Annotated in this window: 17 protein-coding genes and 1 pseudogene; 7 read left to right on the top strand and 11 right to left on the bottom strand. The window is 74.5% G+C overall.

Going from position 1 to position 19,056, the window contains the following annotated elements:
• The first annotated feature begins 340 nt into the window (after nt 1-340).
• Nucleotides 341-1,624: an EAL and HDOD domain-containing protein gene (locus ACFEMC_RS10185; RefSeq protein ID WP_380175985.1), complete on the top strand. Its 1,284-nt coding sequence runs from the start codon at nt 341-343 to the stop codon at nt 1,622-1,624.
• A gap of 34 nt (nt 1,625-1,658) precedes the next feature.
• Here ACFEMC_RS10185 and ACFEMC_RS10180 read toward each other — a convergent pair whose 3' ends face one another.
• Nucleotides 1,659-3,077 carry an NAD-dependent succinate-semialdehyde dehydrogenase gene (locus ACFEMC_RS10180; protein WP_380175983.1) on the bottom strand — a complete coding sequence of 473 codons (1,419 nt, stop codon included), beginning with the start codon at nt 3,075-3,077 and terminating at the stop codon, nt 1,659-1,661.
• 164 nt (nt 3,078-3,241) lie between these two features.
• Between ACFEMC_RS10180 and ACFEMC_RS10175 the strand changes: the two genes are divergently transcribed.
• Together ACFEMC_RS10175 and ACFEMC_RS10170 are read left to right on the top strand one after the other, a co-directional pair.
• Nucleotides 3,242-3,586 (top strand): ArsR/SmtB family transcription factor, encoded by a 345-nt coding sequence (locus tag ACFEMC_RS10175; RefSeq protein WP_380176722.1) that lies wholly within the window; start codon nt 3,242-3,244, stop codon nt 3,584-3,586.
• A pseudogene (locus ACFEMC_RS10170) lies at nt 3,583-4,023 on the top strand (SRPBCC domain-containing protein); the annotation flags it as partial. The gene ACFEMC_RS10175 and the pseudogene ACFEMC_RS10170, both read left to right, overlap by 4 nt.
• Here ACFEMC_RS10170 and ACFEMC_RS10165 read toward each other — a convergent pair.
• From ACFEMC_RS10165 to ACFEMC_RS10140, 6 genes are all read right to left on the bottom strand, one after another.
• Nucleotides 3,943-4,833 (bottom strand): CDP-alcohol phosphatidyltransferase family protein, encoded by an 891-nt coding sequence (locus ACFEMC_RS10165; RefSeq protein WP_380175981.1) that lies wholly within the window; start codon nt 4,831-4,833, stop codon nt 3,943-3,945. The pseudogene ACFEMC_RS10170 and the gene ACFEMC_RS10165 sit on opposite strands and share 81 nt — an antisense overlap.
• A 58-nt stretch (nt 4,834-4,891) precedes the next feature.
• On the bottom strand, nt 4,892-5,842 hold the full coding sequence (locus tag ACFEMC_RS10160) for a nucleoside hydrolase (protein WP_380175979.1): 951 nt from the start codon (nt 5,840-5,842) through the stop codon (nt 4,892-4,894).
• A 9-nt stretch (nt 5,843-5,851) separates the two neighbouring features.
• Nucleotides 5,852-6,655 (bottom strand): nitroreductase family protein, encoded by an 804-nt coding sequence (locus ACFEMC_RS10155; protein ID WP_380175977.1) that lies wholly within the window; start codon nt 6,653-6,655, stop codon nt 5,852-5,854.
• Entirely contained in the window at nt 6,655-6,978 is a 324-nt protein-coding gene (locus ACFEMC_RS10150) for a hypothetical protein (RefSeq protein WP_380175975.1), read from the bottom strand. Before ACFEMC_RS10150 ends, ACFEMC_RS10155 begins: the two co-directional genes overlap by 1 nt.
• Nucleotides 6,979-7,083: 105 nt before the next feature.
• Complete coding sequence (locus tag ACFEMC_RS10145) at nt 7,084-8,103, bottom strand: TerC family protein (protein ID WP_380175973.1); 1,020 nt, start codon at nt 8,101-8,103, stop codon at nt 7,084-7,086.
• 145 nt (nt 8,104-8,248) lie between these two features.
• Nucleotides 8,249-9,439 carry a PucR family transcriptional regulator gene (locus tag ACFEMC_RS10140; protein ID WP_380175971.1) on the bottom strand — a complete coding sequence of 397 codons (1,191 nt, stop codon included), beginning with the start codon at nt 9,437-9,439 and terminating at the stop codon, nt 8,249-8,251.
• 262 nt (nt 9,440-9,701) lie between these two features.
• On the opposite strand from ACFEMC_RS10140, the gene ACFEMC_RS10135 reads away from it, so the two are divergent.
• The 4 genes from ACFEMC_RS10135 to ACFEMC_RS10120 all read left to right on the top strand — a co-directional run bounded on the left by ACFEMC_RS10135 (nt 9,702) and on the right by ACFEMC_RS10120 (nt 13,668).
• Nucleotides 9,702-10,991 (top strand): D-alanyl-D-alanine carboxypeptidase family protein, encoded by a 1,290-nt coding sequence (locus tag ACFEMC_RS10135; RefSeq protein WP_380175970.1) that lies wholly within the window; start codon nt 9,702-9,704, stop codon nt 10,989-10,991.
• Entirely contained in the window at nt 10,967-11,788 is an 822-nt protein-coding gene (locus ACFEMC_RS10130) for a glycerophosphodiester phosphodiesterase family protein (RefSeq protein WP_380175968.1), read from the top strand. The genes ACFEMC_RS10135 and ACFEMC_RS10130 overlap by 25 nt, the downstream gene beginning before the upstream one ends.
• An 18-nt stretch (nt 11,789-11,806) precedes the next feature.
• Nucleotides 11,807-13,153: an MFS transporter gene (locus ACFEMC_RS10125; RefSeq protein ID WP_380175966.1), complete on the top strand. Its 1,347-nt coding sequence runs from the start codon at nt 11,807-11,809 to the stop codon at nt 13,151-13,153.
• A gap of 167 nt (nt 13,154-13,320) precedes the next feature.
• Nucleotides 13,321-13,668, top strand: a complete 348-nt coding sequence (locus tag ACFEMC_RS10120) for an RNA polymerase-binding protein RbpA (protein ID WP_380175964.1) — start codon at nt 13,321-13,323, stop codon at nt 13,666-13,668.
• 76 nt (nt 13,669-13,744) lie between these two features.
• Here the strand turns inward: ACFEMC_RS10120 and ACFEMC_RS10115 are convergent, their stop codons facing one another.
• The 4 genes from ACFEMC_RS10115 to ACFEMC_RS10100 all read right to left on the bottom strand — a co-directional run bounded on the left by ACFEMC_RS10115 (nt 13,745) and on the right by ACFEMC_RS10100 (nt 18,911).
• On the bottom strand, nt 13,745-14,272 hold the full coding sequence (locus ACFEMC_RS10115; RefSeq protein ID WP_380175962.1) for an FxsA family protein: 528 nt from the start codon (nt 14,270-14,272) through the stop codon (nt 13,745-13,747).
• Complete coding sequence (lnt, locus tag ACFEMC_RS10110; RefSeq protein ID WP_380175960.1) at nt 14,269-15,915, bottom strand: apolipoprotein N-acyltransferase; 1,647 nt, start codon at nt 15,913-15,915, stop codon at nt 14,269-14,271. Before lnt ends, ACFEMC_RS10115 begins: the two co-directional genes overlap by 4 nt.
• A gap of 414 nt (nt 15,916-16,329) precedes the next feature.
• Complete coding sequence (locus ACFEMC_RS10105) at nt 16,330-17,880, bottom strand: amidohydrolase (protein ID WP_380176720.1); 1,551 nt, start codon at nt 17,878-17,880, stop codon at nt 16,330-16,332.
• A 128-nt stretch (nt 17,881-18,008) separates the two neighbouring features.
• Nucleotides 18,009-18,911: a DUF6612 family protein gene (locus ACFEMC_RS10100; RefSeq protein WP_380175958.1), complete on the bottom strand. Its 903-nt coding sequence runs from the start codon at nt 18,909-18,911 to the stop codon at nt 18,009-18,011.
• Between the last annotated feature and the right edge of the window lie 145 nt (nt 18,912-19,056).

The following is a 19,056-nucleotide window of genomic DNA, read 5'->3' as shown; positions in this document are numbered from 1 at the left end:
CTCGAACGGGGAGGGAGGGAGGTGGAGCCCGTCCCCGTCGAGGTGGTCCAGGGCCGGCCTCGGCCACCGTAGGAACGCCGGGAACAGGGGGTCAACCGCCGTCCCCCGACCGCGCGGTCGAGCTTGCTCCGGGTGGGTGCCGCCCCCACCCAGCGTCACCGGATCGGCCCTCCGCAATCCGACCTCGGTCCCGAATCCATTGCCGCGCAACGGGAGCCGATCGGGTGAGACGCGACCTCCTCCCGACGACCGGCCCCGCGACCGCTCAAGCCCGGCCCGCACCTGCCGATGCCTCTCAGGCACCCCCAGCGCCCCCGACCCCCCGTGAGGTTCCGGAACCGTGTCCGACACGACCAGCGGCCAGCCCGCCCCCGAGTCGCGGGTGCGCGTCGGGCTGCAGGGCATCCACACGGCGGACCGCACCGTCGTGGCCCACGAGCTGCTGTTCCGGGCCCCCGGACGCCACGCCGCCACCCTGCGGGGCCGGGCCGAGCACGACCACGCGACCGCCCAGGTCATCACCGCGACCTTCGGGGAGTTCGGTGCGGCCGAGCTCGGCGACGGCAAACCCCTGTTCCTCAACACGACCCGCAGCTTCTTCACGGGCGAGCTGCCGCTGCCCTTCAGCCCCGAGGGCGTGGTGCTCGAACTCCTCGAGACGGTCGAGGTCGACCACCACGTCATGGAAGGTGTCCGCCGGCTCAAGGACCGCGGGTTCGCCCTCGCCGTCGACGACTTCGACGGGGAGCTGCACCGCGTGCCGGCCCTGCAGCACGCCGACTACGTCAAGCTGGACCTGGAGGCGAGCGGGGACCGGCTGCCGGGCCTGGTCGACCTCGTGCGCCGGGTGAACCCCCGCGCCCAGCTCGTCGTCGAGCGCATCGAGACCGAGGAGCAGTTCGCGCGCTGCGTCGACCTGGGGGTCGAGCTCTTCCAGGGCTACCACCTGCACCGGCCCGACGTCGTGCAGAAGCAGACCCTCGACGCCTCGCACCTCACCTGCGTGCAGCTCATCGCCGCGCTGCACGACCTGCGGACGAGCACCGAGGCCGTCCTGGACCTGCTCGCCCACGACCCCGGCCTGAGCCTGCGCATCCTCAAGACCGTCGGCTCGGCCGCCCACGCGCCCCGGCAGGGCGTCACCTCGCTGCACCAGGCGGTCGTCCTCCTCGGCCGCCGGGAACTGGCCTCCTGGGTGACGCTCGTCCTCGTCGGCGGCACGTCCACGGCGCCGGCCAGGCCGGACACCCTGGGCTGGATCTTCACGCGCGCCGAAGCCTGCCGGGCACTGGCCCCCGAGGACCCCGACGCCGGGTTCACCGTGGGGCTGCTGTCCGCGGCCGCGGACGTCCTGGGCGTCGCCCCCGCCGACCTCACGCGCGGCTGCGCCCTCGCCCCCGAGGTCCAGGAGGCCCTCGTCCACCGCCGCGGCCGGCTCGGCGCGGCGATCGACGCCGTCGTCTCCCACGAGGGCACGACGAGCACCGCAGCAACCGCCGAGGAACCCGCCGTGCGAGGACCAGCACCCGGCCCGGTGGGACCGGACCTGACCTCGGAGGTCTACCTGACGGCGACCCTCGCCGCCCGTACCCGCGTGCGGTCGCTGACGCGCGTCCCGGCGTGACCCGGGACGCGCGTCCGCGTCGTCCCGCTGCCGCTCAGCCCGCGGTGCGGATGAGCTTCTTGTTGACGAACTCCTCCGCCGCCAGGGTACCGAGCTCACGGGACGTGCCCGAGCGCTTGATCCCGCCGAAGGGCAGTTCCGGGGAGTCGGCCAGGACGCAGTTCACGAACACCATGCCCGCCTCGATGCGGTCGGCGACGCGCTGGGCCTGCTCGGCGTCGGTCGTCCACACGTAGGACCCCAGGCCGTAGGGGGTGTCGTTGGCCAGGTCCACGGCGGCGTCCTCACCGCTGACGCGGTGCACGACGGCGACGGGGCCGAACAGTTCCTCGTGGTACGCGTCGTTGTCCGGCGAGACCCCCGTCAGCACGGTCGGGGCGTAGAAGGCACCGTCGCGCGTGGCGCCCGTGACGACCGTGGCGCCCTGGGCCACGGCCCGGTCGACCTGCTCGGCCAGACGCTCGGCCGCGGCCAGCGACGACAACGGGCCGAGGTCGGTGCTCTCCGCGGTCGGGTCGCCGGACGTCTGCGCGCCGAAGGCGGCCGCCAGCTTCTCCACGAACGCGTCGTAGAGGTCGTCCACGACGATGAACCGCTTGGCGGCGTTGCAGGACTGCCCCGTGTTGTCCAGGCGGGCCGCCGCCGCGGCCTCCACGACGGCGTCGAGGTCGTCGGTGGACAGCAGGACGAACGGGTCGGAACCCCCGAGTTCGAGGGCGACCTTCTTCAGGTGCCGACCGGCGACCTCGGCGACCGCGGCACCGGCGCGCTCAGAACCGGTCAGGGAGACGCCGTGGACGCGCGGGTCACCGATGACGGCAGCCGCCTGGTCGTTGCTGATGCGCACGTCGACGTACACGCCCTCAGGCGCTCCGAGTTCCCGGGCGGCGTCGGCGAACGCCTGGTGGATGAGCTCGGCCGAGCGGGGGCACTGCGGTGCGTGCTTGAGCAGGATCGTGTTGCCCACCACGACGTTCGGACCCGCGAAGCGGGCGACCTGGTAGTACGGGAAGTTCCACGGCATGATCCCGAGCAGCGGGCCCAGGGAAGCGCGGCGCACGACCGCCGTCCCCTCCCCGCCGAGCAGGTCCACGGGCTGGTCGCGGGTGAGGTCCTCGGCGCGGTCGGCGTAGTACTCGTAGATGTCCGCCGCGAAGTCGACCTCGCCGAGGGCGGCCGCCCGGGGTTTGCCCATCTCGGTGACGATGGCGCCGGCCAGTTCCTCACGGCGCTCGCGGTGCAGCTCGGCGACGCGGCGCACGAGGGCACCTCGACCGGCGGGGCTGGTGGTGCGCGACCAGTCGCGGTGGGCGGACGTGGCCGCGGCGAGGGCCTGCTCCAGCTCGGCGTCGGTGGTGCTGGGGTAGGTGGCCACGACCTCGCCGGTCGCGGGGTTGGTGATCCGGTACTCCGCCTGGCCCCCGGTCGGCCGGCCGGCCTGCTGCTCGCTCACGCGTGGTCCCCTTCGCTGTCGGGCCGTCCCGGGCGGGGACGGCGTCGTCTGGGACGGACGGTAGCGCGCGGCCCGCCGCGGCGATCGACCCCTTGACGAGAGGTTCCCCACAGGCGTGTACTTGAGCAGTTCGTTGAATACGGTCGGAGGTTCGGGAGGTGCTCGTGGACAGCCGGCTCGACACGACGTTCGCGGCCCTGGCCGACCCCACCCGCCGCGCCCTGCTCGCGCAACTGGCGCGCGGCGAGGCCACCGTCAACCGGCTCGCCGCGCCGCACGACCTCACGCTGGCCGCCGTGTCCCGGCACCTGAAGGTCCTCGAGACCGCCGGGCTGGTGGCCAAGACCCGGCAGGCCCAGTGGCGGTCCTGCCGGCTCGTCGCCGATCCCCTGCAGGAGGTCGACGCCTGGATGGAGGACTACCGGCGGTTCTTCGCCGACCGGTTCGACCGCCTCGCCGAGCACCTCGCGGACCACCCGACCGACCACCCGAAGGAGACACCCCCGTGACCGACTCCCCCACCGACCAGCTCGCGGACCCCAGCACCGCCCGCTCCGTCGTCCTCGTCCGCGAGTACCCCGTCCCGCCCGAGCGCGTCGTCGCCGCCTGGACGGACCCCGACCAGCTCGAGTGGTTCTCGGGACTGCCCGCGGCGCAGTCCGACCCTCGCGTCGACCTGCGCGTCGGCGGGTCCTGGTCGGTCCTCCTGCAGGAGGGCCCCGGCGGCCGGACCTACCGGACCGGTGGCCTCTACACCCTCGTCGACCCGCCGCACCGGCTCGAGTTCCACTGGGGCGCCCCCGGCGGGTGGCCCGACCTCGACCCGGCCGCGCCGGGGACGGTGCCGACGGTGCGGCTGCAGTTCTCAGCCGTGCCCACGGGAACGAGGATGACCGCCACCCTCGAGCTCGGCGCCGACCTCGACGAGGCGCAGGTCGCGCACTGGTTCGGCCTGGGCATCCGCGAGGGCTGGACCACGACCGTCGACCGGATCGAGGACCACCTGCGGGGTGCGGCGGTGCAGTGACCGGACGTCGCGCCCGAAGGAGAACACGAGGGCGGCGAGGGCGACCGCCAGGACCACCGCACCGGCGGGCGGCGGGACGGGCGGGAGCAGGGCGGTGAGGAGGGCCACGGCCTGCACCACGGCCACGACCTTGCGCGAGAACCGCGGGGACGGCGTGCGGCGCAACGGCACCCAGCACCAGCCGGCGGCGACGTAGGCGTAGCGCAGGAGGCCGATGGCCAGCACCCACGGCCCCTGGGTGAGCGCCGCGACGGCGGACAGCACGAGCAGGAGCGCGGCGTCGACCTCCATGTCGAGGCGGGCCCCGGCCGCGGTCGCCGTCCCCGTCCGCCGGGCGACGTGCCCGTCGACGCCGTCGAGGAGGAGGGCCGGGACCGCCAGGGCGACCAGGAGCCAGGGTCGGGGACCGAGCACCCCGCTGAGGGCCAGCACGGCGACGGTCGCGCAGCCCCCCACGAGGACCGTGCGGGCCAGGGTCACGCGGTCGGCCGGGCCGCACCAACGGTCGCGCCGACGCGCCACCGCCACCGCGGCGCCCGCCACGAGCGCCACCCCGGCGGCCACGGCCGTCCCGTGCTCCAGCGCCACGCCGAACGACCCCGTGACCGCCGACCCGGTCACGAGGGCCGTGCACAGGAGGGTGGACAGGACCAGCGTCGCCCAGGCGTCGCGCACCCCCGTCCCGGGCCCGGTGGGCGGGCCGCCGACCGCGGCTGGTCCAGTGCGCATGGTGGGCACACGGTACGGCGGCCCCCGGGGTTCAGCGACCGGTCGGGACGGCCGGAGTTCAGAGCGTCCGCAACCGCCGCAGCAGGTCCCCGGCGAAGTCGCCGGGCACCTCCAGCAGGACCCGCGTCCCTCCGGGGTAGGTGTGCGGGAAACCCTGGTACTGGTCGCGCAGGTCGGCGATCGTCTGGCCGCGACCGGGGCCGTCGGTGTGGTCGACGACGACCGGGACGCGCGGGGCGAGCGCGGGGACCACGTCACCCGTCGCGACGGCCGCCGCGAGCGGGTCGTGCAGGACCGCGCACGGGCGCCCGAACCGCTGGGCGTAGAACGCGAAGTAGAACTCGAGCATCTGGGCGATCGCCACGGCGCCGGGCGTGCCGACGGCCAGCAGCTCCGTGCGGTGGGACTCCTCGAACACGTGCCGCATCGTCACGTCGAGCCCGACCATCGTGAGGTCGAGACCAGCGGTGAACACGCGGTGCGCCGCGAGCGGGTCGTTCGCGACGTTCGCCTCGGCCAGGGCGGAGACGTTCCCCGGTGCCATCGCGGCACCCCCCATGACGGTCACGTGAGCGAGGAGTTCCGGCAGCCGGGGTTCGAGGTCGAGGGCCAGCGAGAGGTTCGTGAACGGTCCGATGGCCAGCAGGTGCAGTTCCCCCGGGTGGGCGCGGGCGGCGTCGACGATCGCCTCCGCACCGCTGCGGCCGGTCGGCTCGCCCGCGGCGCGCGGCAGCTGCACGTCGCCGATCCCGTTGCGGCCGTGGACCTCCGGCGCCCCACCGGAGTAGGCGTGGTCGAGGAAGTCGTGCGCGCCGACGCTGACGGGGACGTCGGGGCGGCCGAGGAGGGCCAGCAGGTCCAGGGTGTTGCGCGCTCCCCCGGCCGCGTCGAGGTTCCCGCTCACGGTCGAGACCCCCACGAGGTCGACGTCGGGCGAGGCGACGAGCCAGCCGATCGCCATGGCGTCGTCGATGCCGGTGTCGCAGTCCAGGAAGAAGGGGGTGCTCACCGTGGCAGTCTAGGGCTGCACCGGCCCGTCCCATCCCGTCTGCGGCTGCTCGCAGGTCTCGCGGAACACGTACCGCGAGACCGGCAGGCGTTCCGAACTCGTCCAGTCGATGACCGGTCGCCGCGCCGAGGGAGTCACGTGCCCGATGCGGTAGACGGCCATGAGCTCGAGGTCGTCGGGCACCGCGAGGAGTTCGACGATGCGCTCCCACGCGCCGGGGACCTCCATGGGGAAGCTGATGAACTGCAGTCCCAGGCCGAGTTCGGTCGTCGTCAGCCAGACGTTCTCCATCGCCGCCCCCATCGAGAACAGCGAGTAGAACGCCGACAGCTCTCCCGGCCGGTACTCGGCGCGGTCGAGCATGACGCCCATCAGGAGCGGAGAACCGGCCACGAGTTCGCGGTTCTGCGCCCCGAGCCGCCGCGGGACCCGCAGGACGTTCATGGCCCACTGCCCCCGGCGGGTGAACACGCTGCGGGTGAAGGGCCGCAGCGGCGCGGGCATCCTGTCGAACAGCATGCCGGTGCGGCGTTCGCTCATCTCCTGCGCGCTGAAGCGGAAGTACCGCTTGTACCGCTCGAAGAACGTGCCGTTGCCCATGGCCGTCGTCATCGAGGCCCCGCTGATGCGGGCCACCTCCTCGATGGTGGCCCGGGACTCGACGAGGACGAACCGCCAGGGCTGGCTGTTGAGCTGGGAGGGGGCGCGCGAGGCCGCCTCGACGAGGCGGCGCTGGTCCTCCGGACTCACCGGGTCGGGCAGGAACGCGCCGTTGGTGGTGCGCCGGGAGGCGATCGCGTCGCGCAGTTCCATCACGCGCTCCGCAGGGCCGCGACGTACGCCGGCGCGGCGGTCAGGGCGATCACGGGGTGCCAGCGGGTACGGGCGGGAACCGCCGGGATCGCCAGCAAGGGGGCTGCGACCGGGAGCAACCGCCAGAAGGCGCCGGAGCGGCGGCGCAGGAGGTCGGCGCCCGCGGCCGCCGTCAGCGCGGCCGTCGTGACGAAGACCGCGTGGTGCACCCAGCGGACCCCCGAGGTGTCCACGACACGGACGGCGACGGCCGCACCCAGCGCGCAGTTGGCCGCGTACGACGTCGCCGCGGCCACCAGCAGCGGGGGGCGAGGGGTGCGCACGGGGCCAGTGGACCACGGCGTCGGCGGCGGTCCCGTGGGGGGGACGACGAGGCGCCCGCCCCCGCGGGTGCGGGGACGGGCGCCGGGTCCGGGAGTCGCAACGGGTCAGTGCTTGGTGGGGGTGTCCTCCACCGTGCGCTGCGGTTCGTCACCGTCCACCCCGTGGGAGGCGTCCCCGGAGTCGGGGGCCGGCCGCTTGAGGCTGAGGACGATCGCCAGGGTGAGGGAGACGACGATGACGCCGAGGCTCACGTAGGTCGGGATGTGCGGGATCGAGGGGCTGATGACCTCGTGCCCGGCCTGGAAGAACAGCTTCACGCCGATGAAGGCGAGGATGAAGGCCAGCGCCTTGCTCAGCAGGTGGAAGCGCTCGAGCAGACCCGAGAGCATGAAGTACAGGGCGCGCAGACCCAGGATCGCGAAGGCGTTGGAGGAGTAGACGATGAACGCCTCGTCCGAGACGGCGAGGACGGCGGGGACGCTGTCGACGGCGAAGATCAGGTCGGCGGCCTCGATGGCGGCGACCACCGCGAGCAGCGGGGTGCCGTAGCGCTTGCCGGCCTCCTTGATGAAGAACTTCGTGCCGTGGTACTCGTCCTTCAGCGGGATGATCTTCTTGAGCATGCGGACGCCGATGTTGGTGCTCGGGTCCATGTCGGTGTCGTCGTCCTTCAGCATCTTCCAGGCCGACCACAGCAGGATCGCGCCGAAGACGAAGAGGATGGCGGTGAAGCGCTCGACGACGGCCACGCCGACGCCGAGGAAGATGCCGCGGAAGAGCAGGGCGCCGAGGACACCGAGGAACAGCACGCGGTGCTGGTACTCGCGGGGCACCTTGAAGTACCCGAAGATCAGGGCGAAGACGAAGAGGTTGTCGACGGACAGGCTCTTCTCGAGCAACCAGGCCGTCGTGTACGCCGTCCCGGCCTCGGCCCCGTAGGCCCAGAAGATGATGCCGCCGAAGATCAGCGCCATCGCGACCCAGACACCGCTCCAAACGGCGGCTTCCTTGAACTGGATGACGTGGGCCCCGCGGTGACCGAGCAGGTCGATCGCCAGCATGACGACGATGACGACGCCGAGCGCCACCCAGGCCCAGAGGGGGACGTTGAGGTCCAGACCCATCGTGTGCTCCCGGAGGTGGAGGTTGCGGGCGGCGGTCGCCGCCCTCCTCCATGGTGGCTGCCGGGTCCTGGCAGTGTCCTGTCGAGAACGCGACGAGTTCGGCGCGGTTCCTTGCCGGACTCCGGCAAGACTGCCCTCCAGACCGTCAGGAGGGGGGGCCGGGCCACCCCAGGGCCCGCGCGGCGAGCACGGCGGCCTGCACTCCGAAGCGCTGGGCGGGGCGGGTGGGGTCGGTGCCGGTGAGGTCGCGCACGCGGGCCAGGCGGTAGGTGACGGCCCGGACCGACAGGTGCAGGCGGCGGGCCGCCTCGGTCGCGTTGCCGCCGGCCTCGAGGTAGACCTCGAGCGTCTCGAGGAACGGTTCGACCCCTCCCCGCACGCCGCGCAGCCCTCCGAGCGTGGACTCGACGAGGTCGGTGGCGACGTCGCGGTCGCGCAGCAGGACCTCGTAGACGAGGAGGTCGGAGGCGTCGGCCACCGGGTCGGTGACGCCGACGCGGCCCCCGAGGTCGAGGGCGCGGCGGGCCTGCTCGTAGGAGCCGACGACACCACCGGCGCCCGGCCCCGGCCGTCCGACGCCGGCGCGCCACCCCGTGCGCTGCGGGCTGCCGAGGACGTCTCGCAGCCGGTCGAGGACCTCCGCCACGGCGGCCCGGTCGGGGGCCGCGAAGACCAGCACGAGGGCTCCGTCCTTGGTCGCGACGAGGGCGTCGGCGTCGGCCTGCGCCCCCTGCAGCCGGCGCTCGATGGCCGCGACCTGGGGGGTGCCGTCGGTGAAGGGGGCGTCGGCGCGCACGACGCAGACGGCGTGGGGGCCGGTGAGGTCCAGGCCGTGGCGGGGTGCGCGGCGCAGCAGGCCCGGCAGGTCGGAGGTGCCGGCGAGCAGGTCGTCGACGAACTCGCGGCGGCGGGACTCCTCGCGGCGCACGAGCTGACGGCGGGCGATCTGGTAGCCCTCGGTGAGGGCCGCGACGGCGTCGTCGGTGGCGCGCAGGACGACCTCACCGGCCGTCACCACGCCGTCGGGGTCGGCGGCGGCGTCCTGGACGGGGGGCAGGGACCGCCACAGCCGCCAGGCCGCGGACAGGTAGAGGTCCAGCAGGGCGCGCAGCGCGACCCCGGAGGCGGCGGCCTCCTCCCCCACGGCCCGGTAGCGGGCGGTCCGCGCCGTCGACAGCCGGCGGCCGGAGACGACCGCCCGCCAGACGGCGTCCAGGAAGTCGCCGAGCAGGGCGGGGTCGATGCCGCCGGCGTCCTGGGCGGCGTCCTGCGCGACGACCTGCAGGACGGCCTCGAGACGCGTGGCGTCCGGATGTGCGGGGCGTGGTTCGGGCACCGCCGGATGATGCCAGCCGGTCCCGGAACGCGAGACGGAACGTGACGAGCGATGGACCGTCCGATACGTGATGCTGGTCACATCGCGCGTCCACACCTACGTGTCGAGCCTCCCGGTGCCGAGGTTCCGGAGGGTAGGGTCCGGCGAGGACGTCACCACAGGACCTCCACCAGACCCGACCGCACCACGACTTCCGCGTGCCCCACGCGTCACCGACAGCCGATCCGGGCGAAGGCCCCCGACCGCTCTGGATGTGCACGACGTGCTCTCCCCCACGGCCCGCACCACCGCTCGACCCGCCCGCCTGCGCGCGGCGCTGCTGATCGCCGCGACCGCTGCCGGGGCTCTGACGTCCGGCGCGCTCGTCCCGTCCGCCTTCGCGGCCCCCTTGACCGCCGCTGCGCCCGCGGCAGTGCGGGCCGACGAGCCGCCGACCCAGGCCCAGCTCGACGAGGCCCGCCGGCAGGCGGCCGAGTCCGCCGCCAAGCTCGCCCAGGCGCAGGCCGACCTCGCCGCCGCGCAGGGGCGCCTCGACGCCCTCGCCCAGCAGGCCGGCGAGGCGCTGGAGAGGTACCAGCAGGCCATGGAGGCCAAGTGGGCCGCTGAGAACGAGGAGACGTTGCAGCGCCAGCGCCTCGCCGAGGCCGAGGCCGCCCTCGAGCAGGGTCGCAAGGACCTCGGGCTGTGGGCCTCGCAGACCTACCGCGGCGGCGCGTCGCTGCAGGAGTACTCCGGGTTCGTCACCGTCCTCAAGAGCGGCCCCACCGACGACACCGCCAGCGCGATCGCCTCCGCCAAGCGCATCGGTGACGGCCGGTCCAACGCCGTCGAGGCGTTCGACCGGGCCCAGCGCGAGCAGGCCGACGCCACCACCCGCGCCGCCGACGCGGCCGCCGAGGCCACGCGCCAGGCCGAGATCGCCGTGGCCGCCAAGCAGCAGGCCGACACACTCGTCGCCCAGCAGCGCAGCCAGGTGGACGCCCTCGCCGTCCTGCAGGCCGCGGCCTCGGGCACCGCGACGTCCGACTCGGCCCGCGCCGCCACCCTCGCCTCCAACCTCGCCGCCGCCCAGGCCCAGGCCCAGGCCGCCGCGGCCGCCGCCACCGCCGGCGGGTTCGCCGCCGTCGGCGACTGCGAGACGGGCATCAACCTCTCCGGGTTCGCGAACGGGCTCATCCCCCGCAACGCCCTGTGCCCGCTGGCCAGCGCCCCGAACCACGTGCTGCGCTCGGACGCGGCCAACGCGTTCGCAGCCCTCAACCAGGCGTACGCGTCCGAGTTCGGGTCGAACATCGCGATCACCGACTCCTACCGCACCCTGGCCGAGCAGATCGACGTCAAGGCCCGCAAGCCCGGGCTGGCCGCCAAGCCCGGCACCAGCCGGCACGGCCTCGGCATCGCCGTCGACCTCGGCGGCGGCATCCAGAACGCCACGTCCGCCCAGCACCTGTGGATGGACCGCAACGCTGCCCTCTACGGCTGGATCAACCCGGCCTGGGCCCAGAACCGCGGCGGGCAGTTCGAGCCGTGGCACTGGGAGTTCACGGGCTGATGGTCCCCCGGCCGCCGGCCCGGCACGCCTTCTGCTCCTGGGACGGCCCGATCGCCATGGCCCACCGCGGGTTCGCGGCCGGGCCCACGGACGGCGTGGAGAACACGCTCCCCGCCTTCGCCGCCGCGGTCGACCTCGGGTACACCTTCCTCGAGACCGACGTGCGGGCCACGGCCGACGGCGTCCTCGTCGCCTTCCACGACGAGCACCTCGACCGCGTCACCGACGGCCACGGAGACCTGTCCGACCTCACCTGGGAGCAGGTCCGCCACCTGCGCGTCGCCGGCCGCGAGGGCGTCCCCCGGCTCGAGGACGTCCTGGGACGCTTCCCCGACGCCCGCTTCAACCTCGACGTCAAGACCGAGGCCGCCGTCGCCGGCCTCGGTGAGGTGCTGCGCCGCACCCGGGCCCACGGGCGGGTCCTCGTCACCGCCTTCGGCGAACGCCGTCGGCGCGCGGCGCTCGCGGCCGCCGGTGGTCGGGAGGCGACCTCCGCCAGTTCCCTCGGCACGGCGCTGGCCCTCGCCGGCAGCACCCTGCACCTGCCCGTCCTGGCCCGTTGCGCGCTCGGCCGCGTCGACGCCGTGCAGGTGCCGGTCCGGCAGGGGGGGATCGACGTCGTCTCGGCCCGCTTCGTCGACACCGTCCACCGCGCCGGCGCCCAGGTCCACGTCTGGACCGTCGACGACGCGGCCCAGATCGGCGCCCTGCTCGACCTCGGCGTGGACGGGATCATCACCGACCGCGCCGACGTCCTCAAGGACGTGCTGGTCGCCCGCGGGGAGTGGCGGGCATGATCGTCCGGTGATCGCCCGGTGAGCACCGTCGACCCGACCCTGCTGCGGGCCCGCCGGTCCTGGTACGTCTACGACTGGGCGAACTCGGCGTTCGTCACCACGACCCAGACGGTCCTGTTCTCCCCGTACCTCACCGTCCTCGCCCGCCGGGCCGCCTGCCCCGAGCAGCCCACCGGCTGCACGCGCGACCTGTCCGTCCTCGGCCTGCCCGTCTCGCCCGGCTCCGTCGCCCTCTACACGATCACGGTCGCGACGCTGCTGTCCGCCGTCCTCCTGCCCTTCGTGGGCGCCCTGGCCGACCGGACCCGGCACCGGCACCGGTTGCTGGGCGGGTTCGCCTGGGTCGGTGCCGTCGCGGCCACCGCCATGGTCACGATGGGCGGGGACCGCTGGTGGCTCGGCGTCCTGCTCGCCCTCGTCGCCGTCGTCAGCCTCACCTGCTCCCTCGTCGTCAACGACGCGCTCCTGTGCGACGTCTCCGACCCCGAGGAGCGGGACGCCGTCTCCTCCCGCGGCTGGGCGGCGGGCTACCTCGGCGGGTTCACCCTCCTCGCGGTCAACCTCCTGGTCGTCTCCAGCCCCGGCACCTTCGGCCTCACCGACGAGTGGGCCGTGCGTGTCTCCCTCGCCTCCGCCGGGCTGTGGTGGGGGCTGTTCACGATCGTCCCGGTGCTCGGCCTGCGCCGGCTGCCCCCGCGCCCCGTCCCGGTGGTGGCGACGACGCTCGGGCCGTTCCGCCAGCTCCTCACGACCCTGCGCGGGCTGCGCCACCACCCGCAGGTGCTGCGCTTCCTGCTGGCGTACCTGATCTTCAACGACGGCATCCAGACCGTCATCGCCGCCTCCAGCGTGTACGGCCAGGAGGAGCTCGGCTTCTCCGCCGCTCAGCTGCTGACCACCGTCCTGCTCGTGCAGGCCGTCGCCTTCGTCGGGGCGCTCGCCTTCGGCAGGATCGCCGGCCGGTACGGCGCCCAGCGCACCGTCCTCGGTGGCCTCGTCCTCTGGATCGTGGTCGTGCTGAGCGCGTTCGCCGTGCCGCGCGGGGCGTTCAGCACCTGGCTCGCGCTCGCCGTCCTCATCGGCCTCGTCCTCGGCGGGACGCAGGCGCTGTCCCGCTCGCTCTTCAGCCGGCTCGTGCCGCAGGGCGCCGAAGCCGAGTACTTCAGCCTCTACCAGGCCGGGGAACGGGGCACGAGCTGGCTGGGGACGCTGGTCTTCGGCCTCGTCGCGCAGCTGACGGGTTCCTACCGCCCAGCGCTGGTGGCCCTGCTGGCGTTCTTCGTCGTCGGGGCCGTGCTGCTCACCCGGGTGGACGTCGCCGCCGGAGTTCAGCAGGCACGGAACGGTACCGATCCAGTACGTTGAGCGACGCCCTCCCCAGGGACACAGCCCCGGCGCGCACACGACCTCCACACTCCGGTCGTGGTGGTCGCGGGAACAGCCGGGGTGGGCACCGCGTTCAACCAACGAGTCTCCTCCACGCCCTCGGATCCCCGGGGGTCGCCGTGCGGAGGGGACGGTGGGGAGGTCACATGAGCGAGCGCAACCTACGAGGGTCCCGCCTCGGAGGCGCCAGCCTCGAGAGCGAGTCCGGCGTCGAACCGGCCGAGCGCCAGCAGGTCACGTACCACTGCCCGAACGGTCACTCCGTCACGGTGCCCATGTCGCTGGAGGCCGACGTGCCTCCGCTGTGGGAGTGCCGGTGCGGGGCCGAGGCGCTGCGGGCCGACACCGACGCTCCGGAGAAGAAGGCCGGCAAGCCGGCGCGCACGCACTGGGACATGCTCCTGGAGCGTCGCACCATCGCCGAGCTCGAGGTGCTGCTGGACGAGAGGCTCGAGCTGCTCCGCAGCCGCGAGCTGATCAAGCGCAGCGCCTGAGCCGCGCACCCAGGAGGCCGGTCCACCCGTCGGGGGGCCGGCCTCTCTGCACCTCGCCCGGGTACGCGTCCCGGGGTCAGCGGCCCAGTTCGCGCGGGTCCTCGACGACCTCGCCGTCGACCACGTCGCCGTCGACGACGTCGCCGGGGACGACGCGTCCGGGGACCGTGCCGCCGGCCTCGCGCACGGCCCGCTCCACCCGCCGCCGGACCACGCGCACGAACAGCCGGCGCAGCAGCCGCCGCGTCGGCGGGACGATGCACAACAACCCGACGACGTCGCTCAGCAGCCCCGGGACGACGAGGAGCGCACCGCCCAGCCCGGCGAGCACGGCGTTGCCGACGACGCCCGGTTCCTGACCGGGCACGGGCGCCCCGAACGGCACGGACGCCGTCTGCCGGAACGCCTCGAGGGCCCGTCGGCCCGCCCGCCGCAGCACCAGCAGCCCGCCGAAGGTCTCGGCCAGCAGCAGCACGAGCACCCAGCCGCCCCCGACGACGTGGCCGAGCTGGACGAGCAGCCACACCTCCAGGACGACGAGCAGGACGAACGCGACCGGGATCGCCGTCGTCCAGCGACGGCGGCGTGCAGGCTGCGCGCTCACGCGGCGGGGACCGGGTCGGCCGACCGTTCCGGGGCGGGGGCGCCACCGCGGGGGCGGCGACGGTCACCGCGGCGGGCGGTCAGCAGCAGGAGCAGCGCCAGCGCGGTCAGGGCCAGCTCCGGGGCGTCGCCGACGCGGGTGGCGACCGTCTGCGTCGTGCGCAGGGCGACGTCGCCGGTGAGCACGTCCGTCGTGAACAACGACGACTCGTCGTGGGCCACGCCGTCGGGACCGATGATCGCGCTGACGCCCACGGTGGAGATCTGCACGACCGCCCGGCCCGACTCCACGGCCCGCAGGCGGGACATGGCGAGCTGCTGCACGGCCTCGTCGGAGTACCCGAAGGTCGCGTTGTTGGTCTGCACGACCAGGAACTGCGCGCCGGCGCGCACGGAGTCGCGCACGGTGTCGTCGAAGGCCACCTCGAAGCAGATGACGTCGCCGACCGGCACACCGCCCATCCGCAGCAGCCCGACGTGGTCGCCGTGGACGAAGTCGCGCGAGACGAGGTCGACCTTGTCGCTGAACATCCGGAAGAAGGAGCGGTAGGGCATGTACTCGCCGAAGGGGGCCGGCCGCTGCTTGACGTAGTGCCGGCTGTCGTCGTCCCGGGCACCGGCCAGGCCCTGGTCGGGCGTCACGACGAGCCCGGTGTTGGAGACGTAGCGGCCCGGGCCGTCCAGGACGGCGCCGACGAGCAGGGGCGCCCGGACGTCGCGGGCGGCCTGGTCGATGACCGCGGCCGCGTCGGGGTTCTCGTACGGGTCGATGTCGCTGGAGTTCTCCGGCCACAGCACCAGGTCCGGCTGCCGGGCGGTCCCCGCGTCGACGGCGCGGGCCAGCGCCTCCGTGGCGCGCGCGTGGTTGTCCAGGACGGCGCGGCGCTCGGCGTTGAACTCCAGGCCCGCCTCGGGGACGTTCCCCTGGACGGCCGCCACGAACTTCGTACCGTCCTCGGCCGCCGTGGGCCGCGGCACGAGGGCACCGGAGGCGGCGACGGCGACGGCCGCCACGGCGAACAGGGCCGCGGGTCGCAGCCGCGGCACCCCACGGGGCGCGCCGGCCGGCGCAGGCAGCCGCAGCAGCGCGAGCACGCCGGAGGCCAGCAGGGCACCCGACAGCGACACCCCGAACGTCACCAGCGGGGATCCGCCGAGCGCGGCCAGCCCCAGCGTCGGGGCGTCGGCCTGGGAGAAGGCGAGCCGACCCCATGGGAAGCCCTCGAAGGGGAAGCGGGCTCGGGCGGCCTCCAGCGCGACCCAGCCCGTCGCGACGGCCAACGGCGCGAGGCGCCAGCGCGCGCGCTGGAGACGGGGCAGGAACGCGCCGAGCACGGCGTAGAAGAGCGCGCAGACGACGGTGAGGGCCGACCACGGCAGCAGTCCGACGTACGTCCCGCTCCACGCCAGGTGCGGGAACATGAACGCGAGGCCGAAGAGCAGACCGGCGGCGAAACCGCGACGGGCCCGCACGCGGTGCGTGGCCAGCGCCAGCAGGGCGACGGCGAGGACGGCGGTGAACCACCAGCCCTCCCGCGAGATCGTCCCGGGGAAGGCGGCCCAGGCGGCGACGCCTCCGAGGACGGCGAGCAGCAAGCTCAGCGGCAGCCGCAGCGGGGCGGGATCGACCGGGCGGGAAGGCACCACGTGAGGGTAACCGCCACCGTCGGCCGCTGGTTCCCCTCCGGGACCGTCCCCGGGAGTCCCCAGCGGCGGACGGTGGTCACGGCCGAGCCCACGCACCCCTCGGGCCGTCGCGCCCCCCGTCGGCCACGAGGGACGCGCCGTTGTCTAAGGGCGCGCGGACCCGACCACGTCCACACCGGCCGGTCGATCGCCCCGGTCGTCGTCGCAGGTGGTGCGGCTGCGACGGCGGCGGGTCGAGGGCCCGGCCGGCCTTGTCGGTCGTGGACTGCACCCCGAAACTACCCCGTCGTCCCCTCGTGTCAACCTGCCCGTGACCTGCGCAAACGTTCATCGCGGCAGGTCACAGCGGGGTCACGAGGAGTGATCATCGTTGCCGTTCCCGGCGTGTCGCACGGCGTGTCGCCGGAACGCTCACCAGGGCCCGTCGTGGACGACGACCCCGTCGACGACGGTCCGCCGGCACACCGGCTCCGGCGCGCCCGGCGACAGGTCGGGCAGGCCCGGCGTGCCCGACCGCGCGTCCGTGCTCCACCCGGACAACCTCCGGTCGGGCGCCTGCACGAGGAGGTCCTCCACGTCCCAGACGGCGTACGTCGCGGGGGCCCCCGGGCGCAGCACCCCCGGGTGACCGCGACCCGCGAGCCGGTGCCCGCCGCGCGTGTGGGCCAGGAACGCGGCGCGCACGGAGACGGCGTGCTCCTCGCGCGGAGGGAACCCCGCCGCCCGGACCGCCGCCCACGGCGCGAAGGGCGTCACCGGGGTGTCGGAGCCGAAGGCCAGGGGCACCCCGGCGGCGGCGAAGGCTGCGAGGTCCTGGACGTGCGCCTCCCGCTCCCCCAGCCGCCGCGCGTACACGCCCCCGGGCCCGCCCCAGGTCGCCCCGAACGCCGGCTGAGCGCTGACGGCCGTGCCGAGGCGGGCGAAGGCCTGCACGACGGCCGCGTCGGCGAGGACGGCGTGCTCGACCCGGTGCCCAGCCGACGCCACGGCCGGGACACCGAGGTCGGCCGCCACCGCCTGCAGGGCGGTGACGACGACGTCGAGGGCGGCGTCGCCGATGGCGTGGAACGCGGCCTGCACCCCCGCGAGCGTGCACGCGTGGAGGTGGTCGGCCACGACGGTGGCGTCCAGGTGCAGGGACCCGCGCGAGCCGGGGGCGTCGGCGTAGTCCGCCCGCAGGGCCGCCGTGCGCGACCCGAGGGCGCCGTCGACGGTGAGGTCGCCGCCGAGCCCGGCGACGTCGGCCCCGGCGGCGGTCGCCGCCGCCAGGACCTCACGGGCCTGCGCGACGGAGCCGACGCGCTCGGCGAGGTACCCCACGACGTGCGGCAACGGCTCGTCGGCGGCCAACCGCTGCAGTGCCGGGAGGTCGCCGGGCGGTGCGAGCCAGCGGCCCGACATCTCGTGCACGGTGCCGATGCCCGCGGCCGCCGCGGCCCGCAGGGCGCTGCGGCGGGCCCGGTCGGCGGCGTCGGGGGTCAGGGCCGCCCAGCGGGCGTCGAGGGCCGCGTGGTGGGCGGCTCCGCGCACCCAGCCGTCCTCGTCCCAGCCGGGCAGGTCCCGCAACCCGGCGGCCTGCGCGAGCGCGGAGCTGACGAGGGCGCTGTGCCCGTCGACGCGGGACAGGACGACGGGGGTGCCGGGGGCCGCGCGGTCCAGCTCGGCCCGGGTGGGCACGGCGGCGGCGCCCCAGCGCGACTCGTCCCACCCGAACCCCGCCAGCAATTCACCCGGCACGGCGCGGGCGGCGACGGCGGCCAGCAGCTCCTGCGGCCCGACGACCCCGTGCAGGTCCAGGCCGGTGTGCCGCAGCCCGGTCTCGGTCAGGTGGACGTGCGCGTCGACGAACGCCGGGGTGATGAGCCGACCCTCGAGCTCGACGACCTCGTCGCCGTCGCGGGTCCACGACGCGGCGGCCTCGTCCGGGCCCACCCACGCGACCGTCGAGCCCTCGACGAGCATGGCCGTCGCGAACGGGTCGGCCGGGGAGTACACCGCCCCACCCCGGTAGAGCCGACGGGCTGGGGATGCAGAACGGTCCACGTCGGGCAGCGTAGGAGCCGCCCGACGTGGACCGTCGGTCAGGTGCGTCAGGCCGCGGCGGGAGCGGTCGCCTCGCCCGAGGCCTCCCCGGTCATGCCCTCCATGCTCGGCATCTCCTTGACGGTGGACGGGTCCGGAGCGGACACGTCGACCTTCGAGCCCCAGTCGAAGAAGTCCATCTGGACCTTCAGCGTCGAGCCCTCGACCGTGACGTCCTCGGTCATGCGGACCGGGCGGTCCTTGTCGTCGACGTACAGGGTGAAGGGGATCGACCCGAGCTCGGCGGCGGCCTTCTTGGCCTCCTCCGTCTGCTGCTCGGCGGGGAGCTGCTCGATCGCCTTGGTGGCGTCGATGGTGCCGGAGTAGCCCTTGGCCTGGACGCCGCGGATGTCCTGGGCCGGCAGCTCCTTGACGTCCTCGGCCACGCCCTCGAGCTGCTCGAGCTGCTTGGTCGGGTCCATCTGCGCCGTGTCCAGGCCCGTCGCGCCCATCTGGTCCAGCGGCATCTTCATCCACTGGCCCTCGGCCGTCAGCGGGGCGCCGGACAGGTAGGCGGCACCGTCGACGAAGCGCATCGTGAGCTTGGTCCCGCCGGCCTCGGCCGGCAGGTTCATCGTCATCTCGAAGGCGCCCTTGGTCGAGTCGAACGACCCGTCGGCCGAGACGTCGCCGACGGCGGCGGCCTGGCCGGTGCCGGTCATCGTCAGGGAGAACTTGGCGCTGCCGGCCTCCTTGGAGTTCTTCGCCGACGCCTTGACGGCCTCGAACGCCGTCAGCTGCGTGGCGGGCGAGGAGGTCGAGGTGCCCTGGGCCGGGGTGCCGGAGGCCGAGTCGTCACCGCCGCCGCAGGCCCCGAGGCCGAGCGCGAGGACGACCGCACCGCCGGCCGCCAGCGTCCCGATGCGGCGACGACGCCGCGAGGTCGGGCGAGTGGTCGAGTGGTCGGTCATGGTGTTCCCCCCTGGTTCGAACTGCCTGTCGAGCTGTGGTTGTCCGGGACTACTGTCACAGTCTGCGCCGCCGGACGCCCGTCCGGGTCACCCGTACGGTGCGTCCCCACGGTCCGTCCGGATGACCTCCACACCGGCCCCCGCC

This window comes from Kineococcus sp. DHX-1, from assembly GCF_042473625.1.
GTDB lineage: Bacteria > Actinomycetota > Actinomycetes > Actinomycetales > Kineococcaceae > Kineococcus.
This window is presented reverse-complemented; position numbering and strand designations above follow the sequence as displayed.

What these genes read in the sequence shown, in the direction of transcription:
- ACFEMC_RS10165 (WP_380175981.1), bottom strand. Translation starts at nt 4,833, where the DNA reads ATGCGCACTGGACCAGCCGCGGTCGGCGGCCCGCCCACCGGGCCCGGG.
- ACFEMC_RS10155 (WP_380175977.1), bottom strand. Translation starts at nt 6,655, where the DNA reads ATGGAACTGCGCGACGCGATCGCCTCCCGGCGCACCACCAACGGCGCG.
- ACFEMC_RS10145 (WP_380175973.1), bottom strand. Translation starts at nt 8,103, where the DNA reads ATGGGTCTGGACCTCAACGTCCCCCTCTGGGCCTGGGTGGCGCTCGGC.
- ACFEMC_RS10120 (WP_380175964.1), top strand. Translation starts at nt 13,321, where the DNA reads ATGAGCGAGCGCAACCTACGAGGGTCCCGCCTCGGAGGCGCCAGCCTC.
- ACFEMC_RS10105 (WP_380176720.1), bottom strand. Translation starts at nt 17,880, where the DNA reads ATGCTCGTCGAGGGCTCGACGGTCGCGTGGGTGGGCCCGGACGAGGCC.
- ACFEMC_RS10100 (WP_380175958.1), bottom strand. Translation starts at nt 18,911, where the DNA reads ATGACCGACCACTCGACCACTCGCCCGACCTCGCGGCGTCGTCGCCGC.